Origin of the sequence: Streptomyces pactum (genome assembly GCF_016031615.1) — a bacterium.
Taxonomy (GTDB): Bacteria; Actinomycetota; Actinomycetes; order Streptomycetales; family Streptomycetaceae; genus Streptomyces; species Streptomyces pactus.
Map to the genome: position 1 here is coordinate 6,357,680 of NZ_JACYXC010000001.1, position 15,865 is coordinate 6,373,544.

Genomic DNA, 15,865 nt, shown 5'->3' on the forward strand with positions numbered 1-15,865 from the left:
GGCCGCCGGACGCACCGGCGGCACGCGGCGTGGCGGGACGCAGGACGCCCACGGGCTCATCGCCCTCGCACAGCCCCGTAGACTCGGCCTTTGGCACCTTTGCGTCCTTGTCGCCGGGCGGGGCCCGCGAGGGTCCGGACCGCGCGGCCCGCCCCGGCGCGGGAGCGCCCGGGGAAGACGCAGTAGCCAGCTATCGGAAGCACGGGAAGAGATGTCGGCACCCAACAAGTCGTACGACCCGGTCGAGGTCGAGGCACTGAAACCGGAAGAGGTCGCCCGGATGCGGGACGAGGCGCTGGCCGCCGTCGCCGCCGCCGCGGACCTCGACGCGCTGCGCGAGGTCAAGATCGCGCACACCGGTGACCGTTCGCCGCTCGCACTGGCCAACCGCGAGATCGGCGCGCTGCCGCCGCATGCCAAGGCGGACGCGGGCAAGCGCGTCGGCCAGGCCCGCGGCGCGGTCAACCAGGCGCTCAAGGCCAGGCAGGAGCAGCTGGAGGCGGAGCGCGACGCCCGCGTGCTGGTCGAGGAGGCGGTGGACGTCTCACTGCCGCACGACCGCACCCCGGCCGGCGCCCGCCACCCCATCACCACCCTCTCGGAGCGGATCGAGGACATCTTCGTGGCCATGGGCTACGAGGTCGCCGAGGGTCCCGAGGTCGAGGCGGAGTGGTACAACTTCGACGCCCTGAACTTCCCGCCGGACCACCCCGCCCGCGAGATGCAGGACACCTTCTTCGTCCAGGGCCGCGAGGGTGCCGAGTCGGGCGTCGTGCTGCGCACCCACACCTCGCCGGTGCAGATCCGGTCGATGATCGACCGCGAGCCGCCCATCTACGTGATCTGCCCGGGCCGGACCTTCCGTACCGACGAGCTGGACGCCACCCACACCCCGGTCTTCACCCAGGTCGAGCTGCTCGCCATCGACGAGGGCCTGACCATGGCCGACCTCAAGGGCACGCTGGACCACATGGTCCGCGCCCTGTTCGGGCCGGACATGCGGACCCGGCTGCGGCCCAACTACTTCCCGTTCACCGAGCCGTCCGCCGAGATGGACATGGTGTGCTTCGTGTGCCGCGGCGAGTCCGTCGGCAACCCGGACCGCCCCTGCCGCACCTGCTCCAGCGAGGGCTGGATCGAGCTGGGCGGCTGCGGCATGGTCAACCCGCGGGTGCTGGTCGCCTGCGGGCTGGACCCGGAGAAGTACAGCGGCTTCGCCTTCGGCTTCGGCATCGAGCGGATGCTGATGTTCCGGCACAACGTGGACGACATGCGAGACATGGTCGAGGGTGACGTGCGCTTCACCCGGCCCTTCGGGATGGAGATCTGATGCGGGTCCCGCTTTCGTGGCTGCGGGAATACGTCGACCTGCCGGCCGGTGTCACCGGCCGGGACGTACAGGCCAAACTCATCGCCGCCGGTCTTGAGGTCGAGACCGTCGAGCAGCTCGGCGCCGGGCTGACCGGACCCCTGGTCGTCGGCCAGGTCCTCACCATCGAGGAGCTGGAGGGCTTCAAGAAGCCCATCCGCTTCTGCACCGTCGACGTCGGCCAGGCCAACGGCACCGGCGAGCCGCAGGAAATCATCTGCGGCGCCCGGAACTTCGCCGTCGGCGACAAGGTCGTCGTGGTGCTGCCCGGCGCGGTGCTGCCCGGCGACTTCAAGATCGCCGCGCGGAAGACCTACGGCCGCGTCTCGCACGGCATGATCTGCTCCGCCAGCGAGCTGGGCATGTCCGACGACCACGACGGCATCATCGTGCTGCCGCCGGAGTACGAGCCGGGCACCGACGCCATCGAGCTGCTGGAGCTGCGCGACGAGGTACTGGACATCGCCGTCACCCCGGACCGCGGCTACTGCCTGTCGCTGCGCGGCGTGGCCCGCGAGGCCGCCACCGCCTACGGCCTGCCGCTGCGCGACCCGGCCCTGCTGGACGTCCCCACGCCCAACAGCTACGGCTACCAGGTCCAGGTCGCCGACCCGGTCGGCTGCGGCCGCTTCACCGCCCGCACCGTCACCGGTCTCGACCCGCACGCCACCTCCCCGATCTGGCTCCAGCGCCGGCTGCAGAAGGCCGGCATGCGCCCGGTCTCGCTCACCGTCGACGTCACCAACTACGTGATGCTCGAACTGGGCCAGCCGCTGCACGCCTACGACCGCTCCCGCGTCGACGGCCCCATCGGGGTGCGCCGCGCCGAGCCGGGGGAGAAGCTCACCACCCTCGACGGCACCCACCGGGTGCTGGACCCCGAGGACCTGGTCATCACCGACAACCGCGGCCCGATCGGGCTCGCCGGGGTGATGGGCGGCGCCGACACCGAGATCGCCGACGTCGCCGAGGGCGCGGGCACCACCGACGTGGTCATCGAGGCCGCCCACTTCGACCCGGTCTCCATCGCCCGCACCGCCCGCCGCCACAAGCTCTCCTCGGAGGCGTCCAAGCGCTTCGAGCGGGGCGTGGACCCGGCCGCCACCTCCGCCGCCGCCCAGCGCACCGTCGACCTGCTGGTGCTGCTCGCGGGCGGCACCGCCGAGGCCGGCGTGACCGAGATCGTCGCGCCGCGCGGGCCGCGCACCATCACCCTGCGCGCCGACCACCCGGACCGGGTCGCCGGCGTCACCTACGGCCGGGAGACCGTCGTCCGCCGCCTCCAGGAGGTCGGCTGCGACGTCTACGGATCGGACGACCTGACGGTCACCGTCCCCAGCTGGCGGCCCGACCTGACCGACCCCAACGACCTCGCCGAAGAGGTCATCCGGCTGGAGGGGTACGAGAACCTCCCCTCCACCCTGCCGCAGCCGCCGTCCGGCCGTGGGCTCACCGAGCGGCAGCGGCTGCACCGCCGCGTCGGCCGCGCGCTGGCCGGGGCCGGCTACGTCGAGGCCCTGAACTACCCGTTCCTCGGCGAGGACGTCTTCGACCAGCTCGGCCTGGCCCCCGACGACACCCGCCGCACGGTGGTCCGCCTGGTCAACCCGCTCTCCGACGGCGAGCCCGCCCTGCGCACCACCCTGCTGCCCGGCCTGTTCGCCGCGCTGCGGCGCAACCACGGCCGCGGCGAGCACGACCTGGCGCTGTTCGAGACCGGCCTGGTCTTCCGGCCCAACGGCGACGAACCGGCCGCCGTGCGGCTGCCGGTGGACCGCCGCCCCACCGACGAGCAGCTCGCCGCGCTCGACGCCGCGCTGCCGCACCAGCCGCGCCGGGCCGCCGTGGTCCTCGCCGGTGCCCGGGAGCGGACCGGCTGGTGGGGCGAGGGCCGCCCGGCCATCTGGGCCGACGCCGTCGAGGCGGGCCGCACCGTGGCCCGCGAGGCGGGCGTGGAGCTGATCGTCCGCCAGGACCAGCAGGCGCCCTTCCACCCCGGCCGCTGCGCGGCGCTGCTCGCTGTGGTGGACGGGGAGGAGATCCTGGTCGGCAACGCCGGCGAGATCCACCCCCGGGTGATCAAGGCGCTCGGGCTGCCGGAGCGCACCTGCGCGATGGAGATCGAGCTGGACCGGCTGGAGCGGGCCGCCACCGGGCCCGTCACCGCACCGCGGGTGTCCTCCTTCCCCGTCGCCACCCAGGACGTCGCCCTGGTGGTGGACGCCTCGGTCCCCGCGGCCGAGGTGGAGACGGCCCTGCGCGCCGGGGCCGGGGAACTGCTCGAATCGCTGCGCCTGTTCGACGTCTTCACCGGCGAACAGCTCGGCGAGGGGAAGAAGTCCCTCGCCTACGCGCTGCGGTTCCGCGCGCCGGACCGGACGCTGACCGCCGACGAGGCGTCCGCGGCCCGCGACGCCGCCGTCGCCGCGGCCGTCGAGCGCACCGGGGCGGTGCTCCGGGGCGCCTGACCCCGCGCCCGGCCGCGCCTCACCGCCGGCCGGGCCGACCCCACCACGGGCGCCGGGCGCCGCACCCACCGTGCGGCGCCCGGCGCCCGCTCCGCGTCCGGAGCGCTCGGTCGGCCCGGGACGCGGCCGGGAACGGCTCCGGGGGCGTCCGGGGTGTGGCCTGCGGGGGGCTGCCCGATCCCGCCCGCCCGGTCCGCGGAGTCCGTCCCAGGGGTGCGCTTCGGCTCGCCGGCCCGGCCCGGGATCGTTCCGGAGAGCCGCGAGCCGGCCGCACCGTCCGGGAGCCGCGGGGGGCGGTGACCGGGGTCAGGGCACCCGGCCCACCGGCCCCGGCCTGCCGGGACGTGACCCGGCCGCATCGGCGGCGGAACAGCGCCCCGGCCACGTCCGCGGCGGAATCGCGGTCCGGCACACCCGTCCGGGATCGCCCGGCGCGGGCCGCCTCCGACCGCCGGCCTCGGGCACGTCCGTGCCGGACCGCCTGCCCCCTTCCGCCCGGGTCCGGTTCCCTGCCGGTCAGCGCCGGGGGGCACCTCACCCGTTCGGGTGAGAATCGTCAGGAGTCCGGTCAATTCGGTGCGGATGGTCGCAAGAATCATGGCCATCGCCACGGCCCAGCACGTCACGTCCACCGGGCCCGGCCAACCGCGTCATCGGTTGCTAGGGGGCCGACTGCATGATCCGGAGCAAGGCAGCAGGCCGAGCGCGCGCCGGCGCGGCACGGCTCTGGCGGCTCTTCGTCCTCGTCCTGCCGGCTCTGTGGATTCTCTCGGTGCTCGCCTGGGAGCGCTGGGGTCCGCAGGACATCCAGTCGGTCCAGCTGCTCGCCGCCGCCCCCGCCATCGCCTGCGCCGGCAGCGGTCGGCGGCGGTGCGTGGTGATGGGTGGTCTCAGCGCGATATGCGCGCTGCTGCCGATCAGTGCGGAGCGGGGCGACCGCGCCGACACCGTGCCGACCGTCGGCACCTGCGCCGCCATCGTCGCCGTGGTCGCGGCCGGCTGTCTCACCACCGGCCGTCGGCGGCGGCTCGTCAAGGAGCTGGAGCAGGTGCGCGCGGTCGCGACCGCCGCCCAGGACGTGGTGCTCCGCCCGCTGCCCGCCCGGCTGGCCGGTGTCACCCTCGCCGGCGGCCACCTCTCGGCCACCCGGGGCGCCGCCGTCGGCGGGGACCTCTACGAGGCGCTGTCCACCCCGCACGGGGTCCGCGTGGTCATCGGCGACGTCCGGGGCCACGGGGTGGCCGCGATGGGCGGCGTCGCGGCGGTCCTCGGCAGTTTCCGGGAGGCGGCCCACGACGAGGCCGAGCTCCCCGGCGTCCTGCGCAGGCTGGAGCGCGCCTGGCAGCGGCACCAGCGGGAGCGGGCTCTGGCCGCCCACCCGTCGGGCGCCGCCGAGCCGCACCCGGCCGGACGCTGCGGCCGGCCCCGCGCACGGGCCGGCGACCGGCCCGGCCCGCCCGGCGGCCCCGACGCGGGGACGGGGCCGGGCCTGCCCGGTGAGGAGTTCGTCACCGTGCTGCTGCTGGAAATCCGTCCGGACGGGACGGTGAGCGCCCTCAACTGCGGGCACCCCTGGCCCTACGTCCTGTCCGACCTGCGCACCGGGGGGCCGCGGGTCCGGCAGGCCGGCGCCGGGGAGGCGCTGCCGCCGCTGGGGCTCTTCCCGCTCCCGGGCGACCTGGCCGCCCGGCCGTGTGCCCGGCTCCGCCCCGGCCAGGCGCTGGTGCTGCACACCGACGGCGCCGAGGACGCCCGGGACGGCCACGGGGCCTTCTTCCCGCTCCGGCGCACCCTGGCGCAGGCCGCCGGCCAGCCGGTCATCGTCCCGGCCACGGTCGTCGCGGAGGTCCAGGCCGGGGTGCTGGCGCACACCGGCGGGCGGCTGCCGGACGACGTCGCCCTGCTCGTGCTGCGCCAGGACCGGCTCCCGGGGGGCCCGCCGACGGCCGGCCGTGCCGCACCGGCCGGTGAACCCCACGCCTGCCCCTGACCCACCCGGCCGCCCCGCACCGCCGCGTCCGGCGTCCGGCCCCGCGCACTCGCGTCCCGCGTCCACCCCGCCCCCGGTGTCCGGCGTCCGTCCCGCACACCCGCGTCCGACACCCGCCCACGCACCGGGACCCGGTGCGCGCCCTGCGCGGCCATGTGCGGTGCCCGCCCCGCGCGCCTCAGGCCGCCGCCCGCAACCCCCGGACACGCCGTCCCCGGCCGCCCGACGCCGTCCCGTACCGCCCGGGCCGAGGCCGCCCCCTGCCACCGCCGGGCACGCGGTCCCGTGCCGTCCGGGCGCCGGGTGACGCCGGACACGACCGAGGCCGTGCCCCGGGTCAGGGGCACGGCCTCGGGCAGGCGCGGGGACGACGACGGTCCGCCGTCGTCCCCGCGGATCAGCGCGGGTCGGGCGACGGATCAGGAGTAGGTGTAGAACCCGGAACCGGACTTGCGGCCCAGCCGGCCCGCGTCCACCATCCGCTGGAGCAGCGGCGGGGCGGCGTACAGCGGCTCCTTGTACTCCTCGTACATCGAGTCGGCGATGGCCGCGACGGTGTCCAGCCCGATCAGGTCGGCCAGCTTCAGCGGCCCCATCGGGTGGGCGCAGCCCATCTCCATGCCGTTGTCGATGTCCTCACGGCTGGCGATGCCCGACTCGAACATCCGGATCGCGGAGAGCAGATACGGGATGAGCAGGGCGTTGACGATGAAACCGGAGCGGTCCTGGGCGCGGATGGCGTGCTTGCCCAGCAGCTGCTGGACCAGGGCCTCGGAACGCTTGACGGTCTCCTCGCCGGTGGTCAGCGCCGGGATCAGCTCCACCAGCTTCTGCACCGGGGCCGGGTTGAAGAAGTGGATGCCGATGACCTGCTCCGGGCGGGAGGTCGCCACGGCCAGCTTCACCAGCGGAACCGAAGAGGTGTTCGAGGCCAGGATCGCGTCCGGGCGGGTCACCACCTGGTCCAGGATCTGGAAAATCTCGATCTTGACCTGCTCGTTCTCCACCACGGCTTCGATGACCAGGTCGCGGTCGGCGAACTCCCCCAGGTCGGTGGTGAAGCTCAGCCGGCCGAGCGCCGCGTCCCGCTCCTCGGCGGTGATCTTGCCGCGTTCGGCGGCCTTCCCGAGGGAATTGGTCAGGCGCGTACGGCCCAGCTCCAACGCCTCGCCGGTGGTCTCGGCGACCTTGACGTCCAGGCCGGAACGGGCGCACACCTCGGCGATGCCCGCGCCCATCTGGCCGCAGCCCACCACTCCGACGCGTGCAATGTCGGCAATTGTGTCCGTCACCTCGTGCCTTTCGCTGATCTACGGGCCGGCGGGACACGTGTGATTCCGGGCCCGCCTCGCGGCAGACGTTACTCCGCCGAGCCGCCGGACCGCCCCGCCGGGCCGCCCGGCGACCGCTCACGGAGGCGGACGGGACCCCGCCGCGGGACCCGCCGTCCCGCCGGCCGGGCTCCCCGCGGCCCGCCCGGAGCGGCCACCGTCCATCCTCCCTCCGTACCCGACCGGGCCGGGGCGGCGGGCCGGGGGAGCGGGGCCCGCCCGGTCGTCGCCGGACGGTCCACGGAGCGGACGCGCCGCGCCGCCCGGGCGGCCCGGACCCGGATGGAGGATTGCCGAGCGCGCGGGCCGCCCGCATCATCAGCGTGACCCGAAGGCACTGACACACGATCAGGGAGCGTTCATGGGGCAGATCTCGCGCAGAGGCTTGACAGCGGCGGCGGCCGGGGCGCTGGCCGCGACGGCGGTGCCCGGGGTGGCGGCGGCGCACCCCGCCGCAGGCGCCGCACCCGGCGGGCGGAGCGGGGGCGGACCGAACGCGGAACCGGCCCCGGTGACACCCGGGCGCGGCCGGCGCAGGGAGTTCCGCGGCATGTGGCTGGCCACCGTCGCCAACCGCGACTGGCCCTCCCGCCCCGGCCTGCCCGCCGTCCGCCAGCGCGAGGAACTCCTCGCCTACCTGGACACCGCGGTGGCGCGCCGGCTGAACGCGGTGATCTTCCAGGTCCGGCCCACCGCGGACGCACTGTGGCCGTCCCCCTACGAACCGTGGGCCGAGTACCTGACCGGGGTCCAGGGCCGGGACCCCGGCTGGGACCCGCTGGGCACCGCGGTGGCGGAGGCACACGCCCGCGGCCTGGAACTGCACGCCTGGTTCAACCCCTACCGGGTGGCGAACCACACCGACCCCGCCCGGCTGGTGGCCAACCACCCGGCCCGGCTGCGCCCGGAGTGGGTCGTCCGGTACGGCGGCAAGCTGTACTACAACCCGGGCCTGCCGGAGGTCCGCCGGTTCGTCGAGGACGCCATGCTGGACGCCGTCCGCCGCTACGACATCGACGCGGTCCACTGGGACGACTACTTCTACCCCTACCCGGTGGCCGGCCAGACCTTCGACGACGACGCGGCGTACGCCCGGTACGGCGGGGCCTTCCCGGACCGCGCCGCCTGGCGGCGCGACAACATCGACCGGCTGGTCCTGGAGACCGCCCGGCGGATCAAGGGACTGAAGAAGCACGTGCGGTTCGGGATCAGCCCGTTCGCGGTCTGGCGCAACCAGGCCACGGACCCGCTGGGCTCCGACACCCGCGCCGGGGTGCAGACCTACGACGACCTGTACGCCGACACCCGCCGCTGGGTCCGCGAGGGCTGGATCGACTACGTCGTCCCGCAGGTCTACTGGAACATCGGGTTCGCCGCGGCCGACTACGCCCGGCTGGTGCCCTGGTGGGCCCGGACCGTGCGGGACACCGGGGTGCGGCTGTACATCGGCGAGGCGCTGTACAAGGCGGGGGACCCGGCGCAGCCCGCCGCCTGGCAGGACCCGGCGGAGCTGTCCCGGCACCTGACCCTGGGCCACTCCCACCCCGAGGTGCGCGGCAACGTCTTCTTCTCCGCGAAGGAGGTCGTGCAGGACCGGATCGGCGCCCTGGCCCGGGTGGTCGCCGACCACTACCCGGCCCCGGCCCGCCCGCCCCGGTGAGACGCCGGTCCGCGGGCCCGGCCGCACCGTCGGCCCGTCGGCCCGGCCGGGGCCTTGGGGGGCCGGGCCCGTGCCCGTGTAGGCCGCGAGCAGGGCCGGTCGTACGGGCCGGGGATCCATGGCCCGTACGACCGGCCCTGACCGGCCGGTCGCCGGCCCGGCCGCAGGCAGTCGGGTCACGGACCCGGGGGAGTCGGTCAAGGACCCAGGGACAGTAGGTCCCGGGTCCGGGGCAGTCGGTCGGGGACGCGGGCGGCGGCCGTGACCGCTGCCGTTGGCGGTGGTGGGCCCTGACCGCCGTACCGGGCCGGCCCGTCCGGGCGGGCTTCCCCACGGGCCGGCCGCGTCGGACCGTGCCGCGTGCCTGCGCGGCCGCGCGGTCCCCGGGCCGGGCGTGTCCGCGTGCCCGTGTGCGGCCCGGGCCGTGGGGCCCCGTGCGGCCTCGTGACCGCGCGGCCCTGCCCGTCCCGTCCGGTCCGCGTGCCGGGCTGCCGCGCCCGGCCGGTGTCCGTGCCGGTCTCCCACCCCCGGCGGCGGGCCCGGGCGGGGCACAGGTACGGGCCCGGGTGCCGACCGTGCGGCACCCGGGCCCGTCCGCCGGCCACGGCCACCGTCACGGCCGGCGGGTACGGCGGGGCATCACAGGGGAGTGCCTCCGCGCTGGGCGTCCTCACGGTGGTCCACCACGCAGTCCGGACCGGGCGACATGATCGACTCGTGTCCGTTCTCGGAGCGGACCCGGAACGGCGGGTTGCCGTCCTGACCGAGCACCTCCACGACCTCCACGACCCGGTCGTGCTCTCCCACGACCCTGCCGTGCCTCACCAGATGGTCACCCTTGTTCGCTCGCATCAGCCAGAACCTCCTGTCCGGTTCGGAAGGGAATCAGGGTTGGGGTCCGCCGCCGCGGCGGCGGTGATGATCCGTCTCGTCGTCGGTCGCCGGCCGTCGCCTTCCGGGCCGGCCCCGCGCGGGAGCCGCCCGCCCGTCCCCCGCCCGTCCGCCACCGACGGACGGCCGCCGGGCCGCTGACGGGTTCGCCCCGAGCGGACGAGGTGCGACCTTCCGGGCATTTCCGGCCCTGCCTCCATGGTGGTCGGTGACCGGCCGCCTGTCGATGGCGGGCCCGGGCCCGCCGGGCTCCCCGACACCTCCGGAGCCACCGGCCACCCTCGCCATTCACCGGGTACCCCGGTACGCCGGTATCCCGTCGGGGCCGTCCGCCGTCCGTCGGCCCGTCCGTGACGCGCCGGTCAGGGGACGCCCCCGTCCCCTGACCGGCACCCAGGAGGTCCGGGTGTCCTACCGCCCGTGGGGGACGTGCCCGCACCACCCGCCGGACGTGCATCCCCTGCCGAGACGTGTACCGCCCTCCGGGACGTGCACCGCCCGACGCTCCGGCCGGTCGCGTGCCGCCGGTACGGTCCGAGGGGGATGCGGCCTGGGGGATACGGCCCGACGGAGTGGGGCCCGGTGGGGTAGGTGCCGTCGGCGCAGCGGGGCAGGTCCGTACAGCCGTACGCCCCGCGGGAACGGGTGCCGCCCGTCGGAACACGCACCGCCTGTCGGCACGGCCCCGGCCCGGTCCGACGGGTGCGGCGTACGGCCGCCGCCGTACTGCTGTGCGGCGGCGCGGCCGTCCGGCGTGCGTACCGCCGGTGCCCCGCGCGGCCGGGCGCGCACCGGCCCGACGACCGGGTGCGACGCGCGCCCAAGGGAGGGACACCCGCGAAGGGACGCCGACCCGCGGCGGAGGGGCACCGGCCCACGGCGGGGGACGCGCTCCCACGGCGGTGGGACGCGCGCCCGGGGCCGTAGGCGGGGCCGGACCGCCGGCCGCCGCGCCCCGGCGGCTTCAGGTCCGGGACCGCTGGGTGACGCCGATGCACACCAGCACCGCGACCGCCGCCACCGGTGCGGCCGGGGTGAGCCGTTCACCGAGCAGCAGCACCGACCACACCAGGGTCAGCAGCGGCTGGGCCAGCTGGAGCTGACTCGCCCGGGCCACCCCGATGGCCGCCATGCCCCGGTACCAGACCACCAGTCCCAGGAACTGCGACCCCACGGCGAGCCAGAGGATGCCCGCCACCGTGTGCCCGGTCACCTCCGCGGGCTCCACCGACAGGGCGACCGCGGCCCCGGCCAGGGACAGCGGGAGGCAGCCGACCAGCGCCCAGCCGATCACCTGCCACCCGGGCATCCGGGCGGCGAGCCGGCCGCCCTCGGTGTAGCCGGCCGCGCACACCAGCAGCGCGGCGAACAGGTACAGATCGCTGGTGTTCAGGGAGCCCCCGCTCTCCCGTACGGCGAAGGCGATCACCACCGCGGCGCCGGTGAGCGCCGCCGCCCAGAAGGTGCGCGACGGCCGTGCCCCGGTCCGCAGCGCGGAGAGCGCCGCCGTGGTCAGCGGCAGCAGGCCCACCACCACCGCGGCGTGGGAGGTGGTGGACGTCTGCAGCGCCAGTGTGGTCAGCAGCGGGAAGCCCACCACCACGCCGGCCGCGACCACCAGCAGGCCGGGCAGGTGCCGGCGGGCGGGCAGCGGCACCCGCAGGGCGAGCAGACAGCCGCCCGCGACCAGTCCGGCCAGCACCATCCGTACCGAGGTGACGGACCAGGGGCCGAGCCCCTCCAGGCTCCAGGCGGTGGCCGGGAAGGTGAGGGAGAACGCGACCACCCCCAGCCCGGCCAGCAGCGTCCCGGCGAGGCTTCCGGAACCCTCGGCGCCGCCGGCACCGCGGCCCGGGGGCCGGTCCGCGAGCCGGTCCGGGCCGGGTGGCCCCGCCGTCCGCCCCTGCTTCCCCTCCGGTGTCCCCCCGGACGTCCGCCCCGGCGCCCGGCCGGAGCACTGTTCCGGTGTCTCTCCGGGGGTCCGTTCCGGTGTCCGGCCCGCCATCTGGCCCGCCGTCCGGCCGGCCACCGGGCCGGCGGAGGACGTGGGGGGTGCGACGGTCGGCCGGCCCGCCGCGGCCCTCGCGGTGCCCGGGGCGGCGTCGTTGACTGCTATCCCGCATCGACCGATAGCGCTATCGTTGTTCCTCATGCAAGAGCGTAGCAGTGTGGAGGAGCTGGCGGGCTTTCTCCGTTCCGAGCTGAACCGCTACTCCCCCGGGGAGAAGTTGCCGTCGAGCCGGGTACTGGTCGAGCGGTTCCGGGTGAGTCCGGTGACGGTCTCCCGGGCGCTGGCCGCCCTCGCCGCCGAAGGGCTGGTGGTCACCCGCCCGGGGGCCGGTGCCTTCCGCGCCGACCGTCCCGCGCGCCGGCACCGGCCGGGCGACACCTCCTGGCAGGAGCTCGCCCTCGGTGCGGAGTCCGCCGGGGAGGCCGTACCCCGCTCGGTGGACGCCTCCGGGGTGCTCACCACGCTCGCCGCCCCGCCCTCCGGCGTCATCGAGCTGAACGGCGGATACCTGCACCCCGGTCTCCAGCCCGAGCAGGCCATGGCCGCGGCCCTCGCCCGGGCCGGCCGCCGCCCCGGGGCCTGGGGCAGACCGCCCACCGATGGCCTGCCCGAGCTGCGGGCCTGGTTCGCCCGGGAGATCGGCGGCCCGTCCGGTGCCCTGGCGGCCTCCGACGTCCTGATCACCGCGGGCGGCCAGAGCGCCCTGACCACGGCCCTCCGCGGACTGGCCGCCCCCGGCGCCCCGGTTCTGGTGGAGTCCCCCACGTACCCCGGCATGCTCGCCGCGGCCCGTGCCTCCGGACTGCGGCCGGTGCCGGTCCCGGCCGACACCGACGGCGTGCGGACCGACCTGCTGGCCCGGGCGTTCCGGGCCAGTGGTGCCCGGGTCTTCGTCTGCCAGCCGCTGTTCCAGAACCCCGGTGGCGCGGTGCTCGCCCCCGACCGGCGGGCGGAGGTGATCCGGGTGGCGCAGCAGGCCGGCGCCTTCGTGGTGGAGGACGACTTCGCCCGCCGCCTGGTCCACGAGGACGCCCCGCCGCTCCCCGCCACCCTCGCCGCCGACGACCCCGACGGCGTGGTGGTGCACGTCTGCTCCCTCACCAAGATCACCTCGCCCAGCCTCCGGGTGGGCGCGCTGGCCGCCCGGGGCCCCGCCCTGGAACGGCTGCGCGCCATCCAGGTGGTGGACAGCTTCTTCGTCCCCCGGCCGCTCCAGGAAACCGCGCTGGAACTGGTCGGCGCCCCGGCCTGGCCCCGCCACCTGCGGACCGTGGCCGCCGCCCTGCGCACCCGTCGCGAGGCGCTGCTCGCCGCCCTCCACCAGGAACTGCCGGACGCCGCCGAGGTGCCGCACGTCCCCTACGGCGGCTACCACCTGTGGCTGCGGCTGCCCGACGGCACGGACGAGGCCGCCCTCGCCGCCGCCGCGCTGCGCGCCGGGGTCGCCGTCGCCCCCGGCCGCCCCTACTTCAGCGCCGAACCCCCCGCCCCGCACCTGCGGCTCGGTTTCGCCTCCGCCTCGGGTCCCGCGGAGCTGGCGGAGGGCGTGCGCCGGCTCCGTACCGCCTTCGCGGAGACCGGCACCGGCCGCGGCTGAACCCGGCCGGCCGCTCTTCGTACCCCCCGGCGCCCGGCGGTTCGCACGCCCGCGGGCCGGGCACCCGGCCGGCGGGCACCGGCACGCGGCCCGGCCGTCCCCGCGGCCGTTCCGCCGGCCGTCGCGTCCGCCCGCCGGGACCGCCGGACGCACGGGCCGGCCGCCGCACGGTCCCGCCCGCCGGGACCGGACGGGAGTGCGCCGGGACCCCGACCCGCCGGCCCCGGCCCACCCGCAGGGATCCCCGACCGCGACCCCGGCCCGCGCGCCGCAGTCCCCGACCGTGGCCCGGGCCCGGCCGCCGGGAACCCGCCCGACGCGCGGGCCGGGACCTGCCCGACGCGCGGGCCGGGACCTGCCCGACGCCCGGGTGGGGGCCGCCACGGAGGCCCGGCGCCCGCACCCCCGGCCGCCGGCCGGCCGCGCCGCCGTCCTACCCTGGCCCGATGATGGACCGCACCCAGCGCGCCGCGGGCGCGATCGTCGGCTCGGCGGTGGGCGACGCGCTCGGCGCCCCCTTCGAATTCGGGCCCGCCGGGGCCTTCTCCCGCCGCTTCCCCGCCGGAACCCCCGCCGAGGAGATGTGCGGCGGCGGAGGCTGGGACCCCGGCGAGGCGACCGACGACACGCAGATGGCCGTGCACGTCGCGGAGTCCCTGCTGGAGCACGGCGGCCTCGACCCGGCCGACGTCTTCCACCGCTTCCGGCGGTGGGCGGCCTCCGACCCCAAGGACATCGGGCTGCAGACCGAGGCGGTGCTCACCGCCGGCCTGCCGTGGGACCGGGCCGCCGCCGAGCACTTCCGGACCACCGGGCACGCCGCCGGGAACGGATCGCTGATGCGGGCCACCACCCCGGCCGTGTACTTCGCCGCCGACGGACCGGACGCCACCGCGGACGCCGCCCGCCGGATCGCCGCCCTCACCCACGGCGACCCCGCCGCCTGGGAGGGCACCGCGCTCTTCCACGAACTGCTGCGCGTGGCACTCGACGGGGCCGACCCCCTCGCCGCGCTCCCGGGCGCCCTCGCCCTCCTCGACCCCGGCCACCGGGACCGCTACGCCACCGTCCTCGCGCCCGACTGGCACCCGGACCTGGCCACCGAGCCCAACGGCGCGATCTGGCCCTGCCTGGGCTCGGCGGTCTGGGCGCTGCGCACCACCGACTCCTTCGAGACGGCGCTGCGGGCCGCGATCGACCTCGGCGGCGACACCGACACCGTCGCCGCGGTCACCGGCGGGCTCGCCGGAGCGGTGTACGGGCTCGACGCCATCCCGGACCGCTGGACCGGCCCGCTCCACGTCCCGCTGCCGGGCGCCGGTGACCGGGTCCTGCGGCTGCCGGAACTCCTGGAACTGACCCGCCGCCTGACGGCCTCCTGACCCGACGCCCGACGCCCTCCTGGCCCGCCGGCCGGTCGCCGGCCGTACCGCCGCCCCCGGACCGCATCCTGGCGGGGACGGGCCCGGCAGCGGGCGGGCCCGTCCCCGCCCACCAGCCCCGGCGGGCCGTCCCGCCACCGCGACCCGGCGGGCCGCCACCGGCGCCGTGCGATGCTGGTGACCATGAACCTGGAGGACCTGGTACGTCTGCGCCGCGCCCGGGACACGATGGACCGGGACTACGCGAGTCCGCTGGACGTCCCGGCGCTGGCGAGGGTCGCCCTGATGTCGCCCGGGCACTTCTCCCGCAGCTTCCGTGCCGCCTTCGGGGAGACGCCGTACAACTACCTGATGACCCGCCGGATCGAGCGGGCCAAGGCGCTGCTGCGGCGGGGCGATCTCAGCGTGACAGAGGTCTGCTTCGCCGTCGGCTGCACCTCGCTGGGGTCGTTCAGCTCACGCTTCACCGAACTGGTCGGTGAGACCCCCAGCGCCTACCGGGCCCGACGCCACGACGAGAGCGCCGCCATCCCGGCCTGCGTCGCCAAGATCCACACGCGACCGGTCAGGATCGGAGAAGCGAAAACCACCGCCGCCTCGTAGCGTCTGCGGCATGAACATCACGCTCGCACAGTGCTTCATCGCCGTCGACGACCACGACAAGGCGCTCGCCTTCTACCGCGACACCCTGGGCCTGGAGGTGCGCAACGACGTCGCGTTCGAGGGGATGCGCTGGGTGACCGTCGGCTCGCCCACGCAGCCGGACGTGGAGATCGTCCTCGAACCGCCGCTCGCCCACCCCAACGCCTCGCCGGCCGACCAGCAGGCGATGGCGGAACTCCTGGCCAAGGGCATGCTGCGCGGAGTCATCTTCGCCACCGACGACTGCGACGCCACCTTCGAACACATCCGGGCGGCCGGTGCGGAGGTGCTCCAGGAGCCGATCGACCAGCCGTACGGCGTCCGCGACTGCGCCTTCCGCGACCCCGCCGGCAACATGCTCCGCTTCACCCAGCGCCGCGGGAAGTGACGGACCCCGCGGCCGCCCGGCACGCCGCCGGCGGCCGTGGGGACGCCCCGCACCGAACCCCGGCCCCGCACGGCGCCGCCCGCCCGCACCGCGCCGCACCATCCGGCGAACAGGCCGGAACGGCGCACGAACGGAC

General features: G+C 76.5%; 11 protein-coding genes. 8 read left to right on the forward strand and 3 right to left on the reverse strand.

Annotated features, from left to right (window positions below; genetic code table 11):
• Positions 1–211 precede the first annotated feature (211 nt).
• From pheS to IHE55_RS25110, 3 genes are all read left to right on the forward strand, one after another.
• Positions 212–1,330: a phenylalanine--tRNA ligase subunit alpha gene (gene pheS, locus IHE55_RS25100; protein ID WP_197991103.1), complete on the forward strand. Its 1,119-nt coding sequence runs from the start codon at positions 212–214 to the stop codon at positions 1,328–1,330.
• Positions 1,330–3,837, forward strand: a complete 2,508-nt coding sequence (gene pheT, locus IHE55_RS25105; RefSeq protein ID WP_197991104.1) for a phenylalanine--tRNA ligase subunit beta — start codon at positions 1,330–1,332, stop codon at positions 3,835–3,837. Before pheS ends, pheT begins: the two co-directional genes overlap by 1 nt.
• A 676-nt stretch (positions 3,838–4,513) precedes the next feature.
• Positions 4,514–5,827 carry a PP2C family protein-serine/threonine phosphatase gene (locus tag IHE55_RS25110; protein WP_197991105.1) on the forward strand — a complete coding sequence of 438 codons (1,314 nt, stop codon included), beginning with the start codon at positions 4,514–4,516 and terminating at the stop codon, positions 5,825–5,827.
• Between the two features lie 419 nt (positions 5,828–6,246).
• Here IHE55_RS25110 and IHE55_RS25115 read toward each other — a convergent pair whose 3' ends face one another.
• Complete coding sequence (locus tag IHE55_RS25115; protein WP_197992241.1) at positions 6,247–7,107, reverse strand: 3-hydroxybutyryl-CoA dehydrogenase; 861 nt, start codon at positions 7,105–7,107, stop codon at positions 6,247–6,249.
• A 412-nt stretch (positions 7,108–7,519) separates the two neighbouring features.
• Here IHE55_RS25115 and IHE55_RS25120 point away from each other — a divergent pair, with 412 nt between their 5' ends.
• Entirely contained in the window at positions 7,520–8,818 is a 1,299-nt protein-coding gene (locus IHE55_RS25120; RefSeq protein ID WP_197991106.1) for a glycoside hydrolase family 10-like protein, read from the forward strand.
• A gap of 639 nt (positions 8,819–9,457) precedes the next feature.
• Here the strand turns inward: IHE55_RS25120 and IHE55_RS25125 are convergent.
• Both IHE55_RS25125 and IHE55_RS25130 read right to left on the reverse strand, forming a co-directional pair.
• Positions 9,458–9,670, reverse strand: a complete 213-nt coding sequence (locus IHE55_RS25125; RefSeq protein WP_197991107.1) for a DUF1918 domain-containing protein — start codon at positions 9,668–9,670, stop codon at positions 9,458–9,460.
• A gap of 1,003 nt (positions 9,671–10,673) precedes the next feature.
• Complete coding sequence (locus IHE55_RS25130; protein WP_372442724.1) at positions 10,674–11,495, reverse strand: DMT family transporter; 822 nt, start codon at positions 11,493–11,495, stop codon at positions 10,674–10,676.
• A 364-nt stretch (positions 11,496–11,859) separates the two neighbouring features.
• On the opposite strand from IHE55_RS25130, the gene IHE55_RS25135 reads away from it, so the two are divergent.
• From IHE55_RS25135 to IHE55_RS25150, 4 genes are all read left to right on the forward strand, one after another.
• A complete protein-coding gene (locus IHE55_RS25135) occupies positions 11,860–13,317 on the forward strand; it encodes an aminotransferase-like domain-containing protein (protein ID WP_197991108.1) in 1,458 nt (485 codons plus the stop codon).
• A gap of 449 nt (positions 13,318–13,766) precedes the next feature.
• Positions 13,767–14,699, forward strand: a complete 933-nt coding sequence (locus IHE55_RS25140) for an ADP-ribosylglycohydrolase family protein (protein ID WP_197992243.1) — start codon at positions 13,767–13,769, stop codon at positions 14,697–14,699.
• Between the two features lie 183 nt (positions 14,700–14,882).
• On the forward strand, positions 14,883–15,302 hold the full coding sequence (locus IHE55_RS25145; RefSeq protein ID WP_197991109.1) for a helix-turn-helix domain-containing protein: 420 nt from the start codon (positions 14,883–14,885) through the stop codon (positions 15,300–15,302).
• Between the two features lie 10 nt (positions 15,303–15,312).
• Positions 15,313–15,729, forward strand: coding sequence for a VOC family protein (locus IHE55_RS25150; protein ID WP_197991110.1), 417 nt, complete (start codon positions 15,313–15,315; stop codon positions 15,727–15,729).
• Positions 15,730–15,865: the final 136 nt, after the last annotated feature.

Coding starts and splice junctions, on each gene's coding strand:
- pheS (WP_197991103.1), top strand. CDS start 212: ATGTCGGCACCCAACAAGTCGTACGACCCGGTCGAGGTCGAGGCACTG.
- pheT (WP_197991104.1), top strand. CDS start 1,330: ATGCGGGTCCCGCTTTCGTGGCTGCGGGAATACGTCGACCTGCCGGCC.
- IHE55_RS25110 (WP_197991105.1), top strand. CDS start 4,514: ATGATCCGGAGCAAGGCAGCAGGCCGAGCGCGCGCCGGCGCGGCACGG.
- IHE55_RS25120 (WP_197991106.1), top strand. CDS start 7,520: ATGGGGCAGATCTCGCGCAGAGGCTTGACAGCGGCGGCGGCCGGGGCG.
- IHE55_RS25125 (WP_197991107.1), bottom strand. CDS start 9,670: ATGCGAGCGAACAAGGGTGACCATCTGGTGAGGCACGGCAGGGTCGTG.
- IHE55_RS25135 (WP_197991108.1), top strand. CDS start 11,860: ATGCAAGAGCGTAGCAGTGTGGAGGAGCTGGCGGGCTTTCTCCGTTCC.
- IHE55_RS25140 (WP_197992243.1), top strand. CDS start 13,767: ATGGACCGCACCCAGCGCGCCGCGGGCGCGATCGTCGGCTCGGCGGTG.
- IHE55_RS25145 (WP_197991109.1), top strand. CDS start 14,883: ATGAACCTGGAGGACCTGGTACGTCTGCGCCGCGCCCGGGACACGATG.
- IHE55_RS25150 (WP_197991110.1), top strand. CDS start 15,313: ATGAACATCACGCTCGCACAGTGCTTCATCGCCGTCGACGACCACGAC.